The sequence below is a fragment of the Anaerofilum hominis genome (genome assembly GCF_014287275.1).
Taxonomy (GTDB): domain Bacteria; phylum Bacillota; class Clostridia; order Oscillospirales; family Ruminococcaceae; genus Pygmaiobacter; species Pygmaiobacter hominis.
In genome coordinates, this window is sequence record NZ_JACONZ010000005.1 from 284,685 (window position 1) to 299,838 (window position 15,154).

Here is a 15,154-nt window from a genome sequence, read left to right on the forward strand (position 1 = left end):
AGTAAAGGGATAAAGGAGCACAGCGCATGGTTTATCGCATTTATGTGGAAAAACGACCCGGCTTTGACGTGGAAGCGCAGGGCCTGCTGGAGGAGCTGCGCAGCCTGCTGGGCATCCGCGGGCTCGAGGGATTGCGGCTGCTGAACCGCTACGACGTGGAGGGCATCTCCGACGAGCTGTTCCGCCAGTGCGTGGGAACGGTATTCAGCGAGCCCCAGCTGGACCTGACCTATGACGAACTGCCCGCGCCGCAGGGGGAGGGCGCGGTCTTTGCGGTGGAATATCTGCCCGGTCAATTTGACCAGCGCGCGGATTCAGCCTCCGAATGCATCCAGCTGATCAGCTGTTCCGAGCGGCCTCTGGTCCGCTCCGCAAAGGTGTATCTGCTCTCGGGCCGGCTCTCGGCGCAGGAGCTGGCCGCCGTCAAAAAATACGTCGTCAACCCGGTGGAGGCGCGCGAGGCGTCGCTGGAGGCCCGGCAGACGCTGGCCGCCGCTTATCCCCAGCCGGGGCGGGTGGAGACGCTGAACGGCTTCAACGGGCTGGACAAAGCGGGGCTGGCCGCCTTTGTGCAGCGGTACGGGCTGGCCATGGACGAGGACGACGCCGCTTTCTGCCAGCAGTACTTCCGCTCTGAGCAGCGCGAGCCCACCATCACCGAGATCCGCATGATCGACACCTACTGGAGCGACCACTGCCGCCACACCACCTTCGGCACCGTGCTGGACGGGGTGGAGATCGGGGACGAGCGGACGCAGGCGGCCTGGCAGCGGTATCTGGCCCTGCGCAAAAAGCTAGGCCGGGAAGATAAACCCATCACCCTGATGGACCTTGCCACCGTCTGCGCCAGGGCCCTCAAAGCGGAGGGAAAGCTGCCGGATCTGGACGAGAGCGAGGAGATCAACGCCTGCACCGTCAAGGTGCGCATCCGCGCGGACGGAGAAGAACAGGACTGGCTGCTGCTGTTCAAAAACGAGACCCACAACCACCCCACCGAGATCGAGCCGTTCGGCGGCGCGGCCACCTGCATCGGCGGCGCCATCCGCGACCCGCTGTCCGGCCGCAGCTACGTCTATCAGGCCATGCGGGTCACCGGTGCGGCCGACCCGCTGGCGCCGGTGAGCGCGACGCTGGAGGGCAAGCTGCCTCAGCGCAAGCTGGTCACCACCGCGGCGGCGGGCTATTCCAGCTACGGCAACCAGATCGGGCTGGCCACCGGGCAGGTGGACGAGCTGTACGACCCGGGCTATGCCGCCAAGCGGATGGAGATCGGCGCCGTGGTGGGTGCGGCCCCGGCGGAAAACGTGCGCAGGGAGACCCCTGTCCCGGGCGACGTGGTGGTGCTGCTGGGCGGGCGCACCGGCCGCGACGGCTGCGGCGGGGCGACCGGCTCCTCCAAGGCCCACAAGCTGGAGAGCCTGGAGACCTGCGGCGCCGAGGTGCAGAAAGGCAACGCGCCCATCGAGCGCAAGCTGCAGCGGCTGTTCCGCGACGGCGGGGTCACCCGCCTGATCAAGCGCTGCAACGACTTTGGCGCCGGCGGCGTGTCGGTGGCCATCGGCGAGCTGGCCGACGGGCTGGACATTGACCTGGACAAGGTGCCCAAGAAATACGACGGGCTGGACGGCACCGAGCTGGCCATCAGCGAAAGCCAGGAGCGGATGGCCGTGGTGCTGGCTCCCGCGGATGTGAAAGCCTTTATCCGCGCCGCCAATGAGGAGAATCTGGAGGCCACGGCCGTGGCCACCGTCACCGAGAGCCCGCGGCTGGTGATGCGCTGGCAGGGCGAGACCATCGTGGACGTGAGCCGCGCATTTTTGAATTCCAACGGCGCGGAAAAGCATGCCAGCGCGAAGGTGGGCCCCCAGCAGCTGCGCCAGCCGCTGCCGCAGGGCGGCAGCTTCGGCGAAAAGCTGGAAGCTCTGGTGGGGGATCTGAACGTCTGCAGCAAAAAGGGCCTCTCGGAGCGGTTTGACTCCACCATCGGCGCGGCCACGGTGCTGATGCCTTTCGGCGGCCGTTACCAGCTGACCCCCGCCCAGGCGATGGCGGCCAAACTGCCGGTGCTGTCGGGCGACACCGACGCCTGCAGCGGCATGGCCTGGGGCTTCAACCCGGCGGTAAGCAAGCAGAGCCAGTATCACGGGGCTTATCTGGCGGTGGTGGAGAGCGTCTCTAAGCTGGTGGCCTCCGGCTTTAGCCATGAAAAGGCGTATCTCACCTTTCAGGAATATTTTGAGCGGTTGAGCGCCGACCCCGCCCGCTGGGGCAAGCCTCTGGCCAGCCTGCTGGGCGCACTGGACGCCCAGATGGACCTGGGCATCGCCTCCATCGGCGGCAAGGACAGCATGTCCGGCAGCTTTGAAGACCTGGACGTGCCCCCCACCCTGGTCTCCTTTGCGGTGGCGATGGGGCAGGCCCACGGCGTGACCTCGCCGGAGTTCAAGCTGCCCGGCAGCAAAGTGGTATATCTTGCCCCAAAGACGATAGACGGGTTTCTGCCGGACCCGGACAGCCTGAAAGCGGTCTGGGCCGCGGTGGAGGAGCTGATCGCCGCCGAGGAGGTGCTGTCGGCATGGACGCCGGGCTGCGGCGGCATCGCGGAGGGCCTGTTCAAGATGTGCCTTGGCAACCGCGTGGGCTTTAAGCTGGACGGGTCGGTGGACCCGCAGGCCCTGTTTGGCTGGGGTTACGGCGGCTTTATTCTGGAACTGGCGGAGGAGCTGGACGTCGGCCTGCCGCTGGGCGAGACCACCGGCAGCTATCTCTTTGAGGCGGCGGGCGAAAAACTTCCGATGGAGCGGCTGCAGGCAGTGTGGGAAAACAAGCTGGAGCCGGTGCTGCCCTACCACACCCCCGCGCAGGAGGCGGCCGTGGAAAAGGTCGTTTTCAAAGCTGAGCCGGGACAGCGGCAGGCCCCCAAATTCGGCTGCGTGCGGCCCAAGGTGCTGATCCCGGTCTTTCCGGGGACCAACTGCGAATACGACACGGCGCGGGCGGTGAAAAACGCCGGCGGCGAGCCGCAGATCCTGGTGGTCAACAACCTCTCGCCGGCGCGGGTGGCCGAGAGCGCGGATGCGCTGCGCCGCGCCATCGACGGCAGCCAGATCATCGTGCTGCCGGGCGGCTTCTCCGGCGGCGACGAGCCGGACGGCAGCGGCAAGTTCATCACGGCGTTCTTCCGCAACCCGGCCATCACCGACGCGGTGCACCGGCTGCTGGAGCAGCGGGACGGCCTGATGCTGGGCATCTGCAACGGTTTCCAGGCGCTGATCAAGCTGGGGCTGGTCCCCTTTGGCAGGATCCTGGACACCGACGCCTCCTGCCCCACCCTCACCTACAACACCATCGGCCGCCACCAGAGCATGCTGGTGCGCACCCGCATCGCCTCCAACAAGTCCCCCTGGCTGCTGCACTGCCAGCCGGACGAGGTCTACACCGTGGCGGTCAGCCACGGCGAGGGCCGCTTTGTGGCGGATGAGGCAACGCTGGCGCGGCTGGCGGAAAACGGCCAGATCGCCACCCAGTATGTAGATCTGGCGGGCATGCCCACCATGGACCTGCGCTGCAACCCCAATGGCAGCGCGCTGGCGGTGGAGGGCATCACCAGCCCGGACGGCCGGGTCTTCGGCAAGATGGGGCACTCGGAGCGCAGCGGCGAAAACCTGTACCGCAACGTACCGGGCAACAAATTCCAGCCCATTTTTCAGGGCGGGATGGACTATTACAAACTGTAAAAGTACGGGGGGAGGACCGAAACGGCGCGCGCCGGAACAGCGGCGTGCCGGGCGGCGCGGAAAAGAGGCGTTCTGCCGGACCGATGTCCCGCTTTTGCCGCCCGGACCCTCTCTGCCCGCCGCGCAGGCCGCCGGCAGGGCCGCAGCGCCCCTTTCGCCGCGGCGGTGAGCGCGCGGCAGCCGGTGCGGCAAAGGCCCGCAAAGCGGGCGGCGCGGTCCGCCGGCCGCAGGGCAGGCGCCGAAATTTTTGGCTTTTCCCCTTTCAACGTTACTCAAAAACCGGAGGTTTTTTATGCGTTCACATGACCGCTATATCAGCCCGTTCCAGACCCGCTACGCCAGCGAGGAGATGCAGTACATCTTCTCTGAGGACAACAAGTTCAAGACCTGGCGGCGGCTTTGGATCGCTTTGGCCCGCGCCGAGCAGCGGCAGGGCCTGCCCATCACCGACCAGCAGATCGCCGAGCTGGAGGCCCACAGGGACGAGATCAACTACGAGGTGGCAGAGGCGCGCGAAAAAGAGGTGCGCCACGACGTGATGAGCCATGTTTACGCCTACGGCGTGCAGTGCCCGGCGGCCAAAGGCATCATCCATCTGGGGGCCACCAGCTGCTATGTGGGCGACAATACCGATATCATCGTCATACGCCAGGCCCTCACCGCGGTGCGGCGCAAGCTGCTCAACGTGATCGCGCTGCTGGCGGACTTTGCGGAAAAGTACAGGGAGATGCCCGCCCTGGCTTACACCCACCTGCAGCCGGCGCAGCTCACCACCGTGGGCAAACGGGCCACTCTGTGGCTCAATGAGCTGATGATGGACCTGGAAGAGGTGGATCACCGCATCGGCTCGCTGGCGCTGCTGGGCAGCAAGGGCACCACCGGCACCCAGGCCAGCTTTGTGGAACTGCTGGACGGGGACGACGCCAGGATCAAGGCGATCGAGGACGATATCGCCGCGGAGATGGGGTTTGAAAAGGTGGTGCCGGTATCCGGCCAGACCTACAGCCGCAAGGTGGACGCCATGGTGCTCAACGCGCTGGCGGGCATCGCGCAGAGCGCGATGAAGTTTGCCAACGACCTGCGCATCCTGCAGAACTTCAAGGAGATGGAAGAACCCTTTGAGGCCCATCAGATCGGTTCGTCCGCGATGCCCTATAAGCGCAATCCCATGCGCTCCGAACGCATCTGCGCGCTGGCGCGCTATCTGATGGTGGACGTGCTGAACCCCGCCTTTACCGCGGGCACCCAGTGGTTCGAGCGCACGCTGGACGATTCGGCCAACAAGCGCATCGCCGTGGCGGAGGGCTTTCTGGCTGCTGACGCCATTTTGAATATCATGCTCAACGTCTGCGACGGGCTGGTGGTCTACCCCAAGGTCGTGCGGGCGCGGGTGCTGAATGAGCTGCCCTTTATGGCCACGGAAAATATCATGATGCAGGCGGTGAAAAAAGGCGGCGACCGGCAGGAGCTGCACGAGCGGCTGCGCCGCCACTCTATCGCCGCCGGCAAGGTGGTCAAGGAGGAGGGCGGCCGCAACGACCTGATCGAGCGGGTGCTGGCCGACCCGGCCTTTCAGCTCAGCGAGGCCGAGGTGACGGAACTGCTGAAGCCGGAAGATTTCATCGGCCGGGCGCCGAGACAGGTGGAGGAATTTTTGGACGGCGTGGTGCGCCCGGTGCTGGCGGCCAACAGAGAGCTGCTCGGCGAGCGGGCCGAACTGAGCGTCTGAGCACCGCTCTGCCCCGGCGGCAGAGAGGGAGAAAAGACGGAAAAGAGGATCGTCCTGCCGGTGCGGGCCGATCGTTTTTGGGACAAAGCGCGGGAGCGGCCCCCAAGGCCCGCTCCCGCGCTTTTTTGCTTTTGCACCGCGCAGAGGGGACCGGGCCTGCGCCGCCGGGCGGCCCGGCAGCGCGGGAAAGAGAATGGGAATAGAAAAGAGCGGCGGAAAAGGAATGGCGCAGGGGCGCTTTGCAGGAGGGGGATGACTCTAAAAATGTTTTCCTGGAAAATACAAATATATGAGAAATCTCATATACAGCGATTTTTGGGGGGAGGTATAATAAAAAATAGACGCAGGCTATTTTTTCGGCCATTCGCCCGGTTGCCGCGTAAGCGGCGAGGGCGGGGCCATAGAAATAAGATGTTTTTTATTGCGGAGCAATAAAAAATAGCCGCAGGCTATTTTTTTCGGCCATCCGCCCGGTTGTCCCGCAGGGATGGGGGCAGGCCATGGAACTGACGCTGGAAGCAGAACTTGGCAAAATCTATTTTTTAAGGGAAACAGAGTATGAACATTCGAACAGTTACCAAAAACGGTATCGCCTGTGCGGTCGTCGAGAGCGACAGCGTGGTGATCACCGACGCGGCATCGGCGCTGGACGTCTTGATGACCGCAAAGTATGAGGCAAACACCGAAAACGTTGTGATCGATAAAAAACTCGTTGCAGAGGACTTCTTTGTTCTCAGCCGCGGTCTTGCGGGGGAGATCCTGCAAAAGTATATAAACTACGGCGGACGGATCGCAATTTACGGCGATTATTCTCACTATACCAGCAAACCCCTGAAAGACTTTATCTATGAGAGCAACCGGGGCAGGGATGTCTTCTTTGCCGCCACGCAAGAGGAAGCCCTTGAGATGCTGACAAAATAGAGTTTTGCCTGCCCCTGTTTGATGAGGACCGTGGGCCGCACCCCGACCCGCAGAGGGAAAGGGGGGGTGCCGCAAAAAGAGTCCCCCCTCTTCTCCACATCTTTCCGCGCCGCCGCGCGCTTTTTTTCGCGCCGGGCAGCGCGCGGCGGGTACAAAGGTGGATGCCCGGCAGGACAGATGGGCGCACGCCCGCAGAACAAAAGGAGGAACGCTGTTTGAAAGCAAATTCCGTGAGCCAGAAAAAGAAATTGGCGATCGCCACTGTTTTCACCTTTGTCTTTATGGCAGGCTACGCCCTTTCGGCGGGGATGCTGGGCACTTTGATGCCCCGCATTATCGAGTATTACGGGCTGACCCTGAGCGCGGCCTCTTCCATCAACATTGCCAAAGAGGTGGGCAACACCACGTCGATGATCTTTGCGCTGCTGGTGGTGGACCGGCTGGACAAAAACCGGTTGCTGGCCGTGATGGGCCTGTGTTTTGGCGGCGCGCTGCTGTTGTTCGGCGCCGCGCCCGCCTTTGCGCTGCTGCTGGCAGTCCAGCTGGTCATCGGCTTTTCCGGCGGCTTGCTGGACAATCTCTGCGCGACATATGTCTCTGACCTGTATGGCGAGCGGCGGGCGCGCTTTGTCTCCATCCTGCACACCCTGTTTGCCGTGGGCAATATGGCCGGGCCGAAATTTGCCGCATGGTGCTATTCTGTCGGCGGCTGGACCCTCAGCTTTTTGACCAGCGGCGTGGCGCTTGCCGCGGCGGCGGTGCTCTTTTTCGCGCTGACCCGCCTGGTCGGTCCCCCGGCCGCGGCCGTGGAAAAAACCTCCGGCAAAACGCGGCAGAATATCCCCTACGGCAAGATCCTGCGGGGCAAAAATCTCTGGTATCTCTCCATTGCCAGTATGTTTTTCTCCGGCCTGACCTATCTCACCGTCTGGCTGCCCACCTATCTGGACTGGCGCGATGCGTCTGTGTACACCACTGATTTTTGCGCCACCGTGATGACCGCTTATTCCCTGGGCATGCTGATCAGCCGTACCGGCCTTGCGGCCCTGTCGGAAAAGATCAGCACAGCTGTCTATGTGAAGTGGTCCTCACTGCTCGCAGCGCTGCTCTTTGCGGTGCTTTTGGTGGTGCAGCAGCCCCTTGTCTGGATGGGCGGCATCTTTCTCTTTGGGGTCATCAGCGGCGCCAACTACACGGCCCGCTTCGTGCTCTCCTGTCAGGAATATCCAGAATACAGTTCCACTGCCTCGGCTTTCACCGGCGCGTTTGCCGCGCTGGGCAATATCCTGTACAGCGCGGGCATCGGCGCGCTGGCGGACGCGGGCTATTACACCCAGGCCCTTTTTATGATCGTGGGCGCGCTGGGTCTGGGCTTTGTGATCTTTACGTTTCTTTACCGGCCGCCCGAGCGCCGCGGCCCGGCGCCGGAAAAAGCGTGAGCGGGGGCGTCCGGGCTTCAGCGCGCTTTTGAAAAAGAAAAATTGTGCGCCGCGCCAGAGCCAGCCTCGAAAACTGGAAAAGCCCGGCCGCCGCGCGGAAAAACAGAAGAGCATCCCAGCCGCCCTGCAGCGGCTGGGATGCTCTTTTTGCATGGGCGCGGCCCCTGGATAACGATGCAGCCGCGGGGGCCAGGGGGCCGGCAGCGCGGCCGCACAGGCATGGCGCTGGGACCGGGACGGCCTGCGCCTCTGCATCAGGGCCTCACTTTCGCAGGATACGGTCCATCGCTTTCCCCTTTGCGAGTTCGTCGATCAGTTTGTCGAGATAACGGATCTCTCTGACCAGAGGGTCCTCGATCTCCTCCACCCTCACGCCGCAGACCGTTCCCCAGATCAGGGTCCGGTTGGCGTTCGGCTGCGGGGCATTTTTGAAAAAGTCCCCGTAACTCACCGGTTCCGTCAGGCTTTTTTCCAGCGCCTCCGCACTGTACCCGGTAAGCCAGCAGATGATCTCGTTTACTTCCGCCGTTGTCCGGCCCTTTTTCAGGGCTTTGGCGGCAAGCAGCGCGTAAACATCTGAAAAGTTCATACGAAAGATCTTGTCATAGCTCATTTTGAGTCCTCCGCAATAAAAAATAGCCGCAGGCTATTTTTTATTAGCCATGCGGCCTGTCCTCAGGCCGCGGCGAATCGAAATCAGTTGTTTTTATTGCGCAGCAATAAAAAATAGCCGCGAGGCTATTTTTTGGGCCATGCGCCCGGTTGCCGCGCAGGCGGCGAGGGGGCAGGCTGCGGCGCGCGCGGGGCGGGAAAGACCGTCCCCCTAAGGCAACGCCTGCGGCGGGCCGCGCCCGCCAGACAGCGGCTCTGCGCCGCCTGCGCGGACCGGGCTACATCAGCGGCGCAAAAACGCGCAGCACCGCCCGGGCCAGACGGGTGCGCAGAGGCAGGCCGCGGCATTCCTCCAGCGTGACGGGGCGGCTTTTCTCCAGCGTCTCGAGGTAATCCCGTTCCATGTCCGCGATACAGGGGGCGCGGTACATCCACACGCCGCATTCAAAGTGGAGGTAAAGGCTGCGGTAATCCAGATTGATGGTGCCGATCACGGCTGTTTTTCCGTCGACCACAAAGCTCTTCGCGTGGATAAAGCCGGGGGTGTACTCATAGATCTTCACCCCGGCCTCGATCAGCTCAAGATAATAAGAGCGGGTCATGGCGTGGACGAATTTTTTGTCCGCAATATGGGGGGTGACGATGCGCACGTCCACCCCGCGCTTGGCCGCGCAGGACAGGGCCGATACCATCTCGTTGCCGATGATGAGATAGGGCGTGTTGATCCAGACCCGGTCGGTCGCCGCGCCCAGCAGGTTGAGATAGACGTTTTCCCCCGCGGGCTCGCCGTCGAAAGGGGAGTTGCCGAAAGGCTGCACCCAGCAGTCCCGCACATCGGGGAGCGGGGCGTAGACCTGCGGGCGATAGGCGTCGTAATCCTCCGCCGTGCCCTCACAGTAGTCCCACAGCGAAAGAAACATCATGGTCAGGCTGTAGACCGCCTCCCCCTGCAGGCGCACGACGGTATCTTTCCAGTGTCCGTGCTTGACGACGCGGTTGATGTATTCGTCCGCCAGATTGATGCCGCCGGTGAACCCGGTATGCCCGTCCACCACGCAGATCTTGCGGTGATCCCGGTTGTTAAAGCGGGAGCTGACCACCGGGATAAAGGGGTTGAACCTGCGGGCCCGGATGCCCATCTGCCGCAGGGTGCGGTCGTAACCCGCGGGCGCGGTCATGATGCTGCCCAGATCGTCGTAAAGAAAACGCACCTCCACCCCCGCGGCGGCCTTTTCCCGCAGCACGGCGAGGATGGCGTCCCACATCTCGCCGGGCTCGACGATAAAATACTCCATAAAGATATAGTGCTGCGCGCAGCGCAGCGCTTTCAGCATGGCGGGAAAAGCGTCGTCCCCCAAAGGGTAATAGTCCACCAGGGTATTCTGAAAAGCCGGGCAGCCGGCGTAGCTGCGGATATAGCGCGATTGCCCGGCCGCCGCCGGGTCAGCCGCTTCCAGCCCGGCGCAGTCCGGCCCGCTGCCGGAGAGGGCCTCCGTCATCTGCTCCTCGATGGGCTGCATCCGCCGGCGGGTGCGGGCGGACAGGCGATGCCCGCCGAACACCACGTAAAACAGCCCGCCGAACACCGGCGCCAGCAGGATGACGATGATCCAGGCGATCTTATAGGCCGGGTGGCTGCGGTTGCTGACGATCTCCAGCACCATGATCAGGGCAAAGATGGTGCAGACCAGATAAAAGTAGGAAAAATACTTTTCAAACCGCACCATCATGCCGATGAGCAGACCCAGCTGAAGCAGGATCAGCAGCGCCACGATGACCACGCGGTGAAAGACAAAGCTCAAAATCTTTTTCACGTCGACCAATCCTTTCCCGCCCGCGGGCGGCAGGCTCTGTGTGTATCCTACCACGAACACGGCGGCAGGGCAAGTTTGACAAGGCCGGGCGCGGGGGTTACAATGAAAACGACAGAAAGCAGAAAGGGGGCGGCGCGTGTGGAAGAGGATCTGCTGCGCGCGGTCTCACTGAAAAGCACCCGCAAACGGCGGCTGATTTTGACCCTGCTGGGCGAGGCGCCCCTGCCGCTGACCGCGGAGGAATTATACGAACAGGCCCGGCAGACCACCCCCATCAGCCTGTCCACCGTTTACCGCATCCTGGCGGCCTGTACCGAACATGGGCTGCTGCTGCGCAGCGTCAGCGGGGACGGACGGACCTACTATCAGCCGAACCGCCACCAGCACAAGCACGAGCTGCGCTGCACGGTCTGCCATGAGGTGGTGCCCATCGACGAGTGCCCGCTGGAAAAGATCGAGGCCGAACTGGCCCAAAAGACCGGCTATGAGATCACCGGCCACACGTTCGAGCTGTCCGGCATCTGTCCGCGCTGCGCGGGGAAGCGGAAACAGGAAAAGCGCGGATAAGGCCGGGGAGGGCGGCTGCAAAGCGGGGCCCTGCCCGTGTTCTGCGGCGCAGAGGAGCTGCGGGCGCTTTTTGCACAAAGCGGATAAGACAACAAAAGACCGGCCGGTATCTTCTGGATACCGGCCGGTCTTTGTATCGGTCCGGGCCGGCCCGCGCAGCCTGTGTGGCCCGGCGGCCTGCCGGGCGCGGCGCGCAAAGCAAAAGTTTGCGAAAAAACGGGCGGCCGCATTTTTACGGCTCCTGAACGGCCCCTCCCCCCGCATCCCCGTTTTCGGGGACCGCGGTCGGCGTGGGCGTGGGGGTGACCTCCACGACGGGCTCAGGGGTCGCGGTGGCCACCGGCGCCTGGGTCGGCTCCACCACGGGGGCGGACGGCTGCGGCGTGGGGGTGGGAGTCGTCACGGGCGGCGGTTCCGGGGTCGCGGTGGGCGCTGTCGTCGGGGAGGGCGACGGCGTCGCCTTGGCTTTAAAGGTGGCGGTCACCACGATCTTTTCGGTGGCGTTGCCGGGCACCTGAAAGGTCAGCTCCGGGTTGGAGGTGTCCTCGATGCGGCCCACCGTGCAGCCCCAGCCGGCAAACTCATAGCCCTCTTTGGGCACGGCCTTTACCTTGGTGCAGGCCGCGCCGGGGGCCACCGTCTGCTCCAGCTTGCCCTCCAGCGTGCCGCCCGCGGCCGTGTCCGAAACGGTGAACACCACCGGCAGCCCCTCCGGGGTGGCGGTCGCCTTGGGCTTGTCGGTGTGCACGGCCAGCGGATCGCTGGAGATGATGTCGGGCGGCGTCTCCTTGCGCTCCGGGATGGACTTCAGCGGCTTGGGCCGGGTGTCCTCGGTGATGTAGCTGTGGGTGCGGAAATAGGCGAACATGGCCTCCATGGCGTCCTTGTTCAGGTGGATGCCGTCGCTGATGGTGTAATCCCATTTGGCAAAGCCGGTCTTTTCGTCCTTGAGCGCTTCGGCGCTGTTGAGGAATTTGTACCCCAGCTCCTGCGCCATGTCCGCCAAAGCCAGATTGAACTTGTCGATGGTCTGCATCGTGATGTTCGGGTTGTCCCGATACTGGTGCACGGGCGGGATGGAGTTGACGATGATATCCGCGTAGGGGTAAGCGTCGTGGATCTTTTCCAGCGCCGTCTTGTACTGCTGCACCAGGGTCTCGGCCGTCCAGCCGATGGTGTTGTTGGTGCCGAAAGTGATGATGATGCGCCGGGGCTGCATGATCTTGACCGCCTCGGGGATGGTGACGGGGTTGGAGTAGCCCTTAAAATAGACGCAGGCCTTGGTGGGCACCATCTGGATGCCCATCGAGATGATGCCGATGTCGTTTTTCAGGGAGGTGAGCCCATAACTCATCATACGGGCGGTGTTGGAATCGCCGATGAACAGCGTCTCGTCGATGTACTCCTGCCCGGCGTCCTCGCTCTCGGCAAGGATGGTCTCGGCATATTTGGATTCGTCGATCTTGTCCGCATCCTTGTCATAGGCCAGGTCGGTGGAATTTTCGACCCACGAGATGCTGGAGGGGATGCCGCTCTCAGAGGGCGCTTTGCCCCCGCAGGAGGACAGCAGCAGCACCACCAGCACGATCACGGCAACAAGGGCCAGCACCCCGCCGCCCAGCAGCAGCGCCGCGCGCTTTTTCTGAGTGGGCGGCAGCTGGGAAAAAGAGGCCGCAAAACCCGCTTTCCGCCTTTTTTTTGGCTCTTTGCGGGGCGGCCGGTTTTGCCCGGAGGGACCGCCGTCCCGCTCCGGCCGGGGGCCGGGCTTGGAGGATCTGTGGGCGCCGCGGGTGCGGCGGCGTTCAAATTCGTTCAAGATATTACGCCCCTTTGTGAGGGAAGCCTCAAAAAATTTCAGCGCGCGCACGGCGGGCTGATGTCTGTTTTATTCTACCATAACCGGCCTGTCAGTACAAGGGCGCAGCATTTTCCAGCGGGAAAGCGGCGGCCCGCCGTTTTTCAAAAAAGCGGTCTGCGGCCCCGGACGGGCGCGCCGGGAAAAGAGCGCCTGGGCGGCGGACGGCGGCCTGCGGCGCGTATACACCCCGCCCGCCCGGCCCGGTGCGGCGGTAAACCTTTTTCGAGCCGGTAAAGAGCGGGTACGAGCCGGCTCCGCCGCCCGGACTGGCCCGACGGCAAAACGGAGGCACTGCGGCGGGCCGCGGAGGTCCCGGCGCACGGCATTCCAAAACTGCCCCGCGCCCCCTGGGGCGCAACGCGGCCCCCGTCGAAGCCCTCAGCTGATGCCGACGCCGCCGGGACAGCGGCGTGGGCGCACGCTTTGCGGGCGGGCGGCTCTGCCGGCGCGCCGGAGCGCCCTTTTCCCGCGGCCCGGAAAAGCGCGCCGCAGTGCGGATACGCCAAGGGCCCGGGGTCTTTAAGACCCCGGGCCCCCTGACCTCCCGCTTTTGGATGCCGGGCTTACTTCGCGTCTTTCAGCGCGTCTTTCACAGCTTCAATGATGCCGTTGGAGGTGTTGGTCGCGCCGGCGACCGCGTCCACCTCCGCCTTTTGGCCGCGGATGATCTCGTTGCCCACGCCCTTTTCGGCGTTCTGCCAGATGCCGTCGGTTTCCGCGTGGTCGGCCAGCTTCACCGAGACGATGTTGCCGCCCTCCACAGTGACCGTGACGGTGAGCGCGCCTCCGTTGCCGCTGCCGCTGCCGGTGTAGACGCCGTCCTTGTAGCCGCCCTCCACCTCGGGCACGGCCGTTTCCTCTTTCTCCACCTGGATGGTCAGCGCGGTGTTGCCGCCGTTTGCCAGCAGATAACGCTCAGCGGAGGAACCGGCGATGCGGCCGAAAACCACGATATCCGTGACCGCGTTGCCGCCCAGCCGGTTGGCGCCGTGTACGCCGCCCGTGACCTCGCCGGCCGCAAACAGGCCGGGCAGGACGCTGCCGGCAGCGCCGATCACCTCGCAGGAGGCGTTGATCCTGACGCCGCCCATGGTGTGATGCACCGCCGGGGCGCACAGACAGGCGTAAAAGCCGGGGGTGGTCAGATCGGAACCCATCGAGGTGTCGATACGGCCGAATTCGCCGTCCACGCCCGCCTGCGCATAGCCCGCATAAACGTCCATGGTCTCCCGCAGGGCGGCCGGGTCCACGCCGATCTGTTCGGCAAGGCCCTCGACGGTGTCGCTCTCAAAGACGATACCGGCGGAAATGTAGCTTTCGATCGCTTTCAGGCTGTCGCGCACCGCTTGGTCAAAGACCATATAGCACACGCCGTCGGTCTGCTCCAGGATGGCGGCCGACACCACGTCGCGGGTCTCCATCTCGCTCACAAAGCGCTTGCCCTCTTTGTTCACCAGGATGGCGCCGTTGCCGCGCACGCCCTCGGTGTACATGGTCTGGGTGTCCGGGTTGACGGTGGGATGGGTTTGGATCTGGTCCATATCCACAAAGTCGGCGCCCGCGGCCTTTGCCATGGCGATGCCGTCGCCGGTGGCCCCGGCCTGGTTGGTGGTGCCAAAGCCCGCCAGCTCCGGCTTGTACTCGGCCACCATTTCGTTGTTGGCGCCAAAGCCGCCGGTGGCCAGCACCACGGCCCTGCAGCCGATGGTGTACGCGCCGGAGGGGCCGGTGACCTTCACGCCGGAGACGGCGCCCTTTTCATCCACCAGGATCTCGTCGGCCCGGGTGTTCAGCAGCACGGGGATCCCCAGCGCTTCCACCTTGGCGTTCAGGGCCTTGACCAGCATCGGCCCCACGGCGGAGGTGTCGCTGGGCCGGTGGATGCGCATCACCGACGCGCCGGCGAATTGGCCGACCACCGACAGGTCCCCGCCGATCTCGTTGACCCAGTCCACCGCGCCGGCGGAGTTCTCGGCCATGACGGTGACCAGCTGCCGGTCGTTCAGCTCCTTGCCGCCTTTCATCGTGTCCTCGACAAACAGCCCGACGCTGTCCTCAATGCCCTCAGCTGCCTGGTAAGAGGTCTCGCAGGCGTTGAGGCCGCCGGTGGAACGGGTGGTGTTGCCGCCGGTCTGCGGCATCTTTTCGACGATCACCACGTTGGTGGCGCCGTCCTGTACCGCCTGGATGGCGGCGGTCATGCCGGCGCCGCCCGCGCCGATCACGACGATATCGGCGCTCTGGTCCTCTGCGGGCGCGGCGGTGGGCGCGGGCGCGGAGGACGAAGCGCCGGAGGCCGCGCTGCCGTCCGCGCTGGCAAAGCAGCTTGCCAGGCTGACGGCCAGCAGCAGGACGACGAGAACGATCGCAATGAGTTTCTGGTTCTTCATGCTTTTCTCCTCTTGTGTAAAAAATGTGAAAGAATGCGGTTTCCATTGTAAGGGAAACGGAGGCCTAATTCAACTACAAAACGTTGA

General features: G+C 64.0%; 9 protein-coding genes. 5 read left to right on the plus strand and 4 right to left on the minus strand.

All coding sequences use genetic code 11. From position 1 onward, the window contains the following. Nucleotides 1-26: 26 nt before the first annotated feature. From H8S23_RS13410 to H8S23_RS13425, 4 genes are all read left to right on the plus strand, one after another. The gene (locus tag H8S23_RS13410) at nt 27-3,737 is read left to right on the plus strand and encodes a phosphoribosylformylglycinamidine synthase (RefSeq protein ID WP_186888865.1); all 3,711 of its coding nucleotides are present in this window, start codon (nt 27-29) and stop codon (nt 3,735-3,737) included. Between the two features lie 292 nt (nt 3,738-4,029). After that, on the plus strand, nt 4,030-5,466 hold the full coding sequence (gene purB / locus H8S23_RS13415) for an adenylosuccinate lyase (protein WP_186888866.1): 1,437 nt from the start codon (nt 4,030-4,032) through the stop codon (nt 5,464-5,466). 558 nt (nt 5,467-6,024) lie between these two features. Beyond that, nucleotides 6,025-6,387: a DUF4180 domain-containing protein gene (locus H8S23_RS13420; RefSeq protein WP_186888867.1), complete on the plus strand. Its 363-nt coding sequence runs from the start codon at nt 6,025-6,027 to the stop codon at nt 6,385-6,387. A 215-nt stretch (nt 6,388-6,602) separates the two neighbouring features. After that, nucleotides 6,603-7,826 carry an MFS transporter gene (locus H8S23_RS13425; protein ID WP_186888868.1) on the plus strand — a complete coding sequence of 408 codons (1,224 nt, stop codon included), beginning with the start codon at nt 6,603-6,605 and terminating at the stop codon, nt 7,824-7,826. Between the two features lie 262 nt (nt 7,827-8,088). Here H8S23_RS13425 and H8S23_RS13430 read toward each other — a convergent pair whose 3' ends face one another. Together H8S23_RS13430 and cls are read right to left on the minus strand one after the other, a co-directional pair. After that, nucleotides 8,089-8,439: a DUF2200 domain-containing protein gene (locus tag H8S23_RS13430; RefSeq protein ID WP_186888869.1), complete on the minus strand. Its 351-nt coding sequence runs from the start codon at nt 8,437-8,439 to the stop codon at nt 8,089-8,091. A gap of 277 nt (nt 8,440-8,716) precedes the next feature. Next, complete coding sequence (cls, locus tag H8S23_RS13435) at nt 8,717-10,252, minus strand: cardiolipin synthase (protein WP_341479932.1); 1,536 nt, start codon at nt 10,250-10,252, stop codon at nt 8,717-8,719. A gap of 138 nt (nt 10,253-10,390) precedes the next feature. Between cls and H8S23_RS13440 the strand changes: the two genes are divergently transcribed. Then, nucleotides 10,391-10,819: a transcriptional repressor gene (locus H8S23_RS13440; protein ID WP_186888870.1), complete on the plus strand. Its 429-nt coding sequence runs from the start codon at nt 10,391-10,393 to the stop codon at nt 10,817-10,819. Nucleotides 10,820-11,051: 232 nt separating this feature from the next. Here the strand turns inward: H8S23_RS13440 and H8S23_RS13445 are convergent, their stop codons facing one another. Then, nucleotides 11,052-12,635: an SGNH/GDSL hydrolase family protein gene (locus tag H8S23_RS13445; protein ID WP_186888871.1), complete on the minus strand. Its 1,584-nt coding sequence runs from the start codon at nt 12,633-12,635 to the stop codon at nt 11,052-11,054. Between the two features lie 605 nt (nt 12,636-13,240). Continuing rightward, on the minus strand, nt 13,241-15,067 hold the full coding sequence (locus tag H8S23_RS13450) for a flavocytochrome c (protein WP_186888872.1): 1,827 nt from the start codon (nt 15,065-15,067) through the stop codon (nt 13,241-13,243). Nucleotides 15,068-15,154 lie beyond the last annotated feature (87 nt).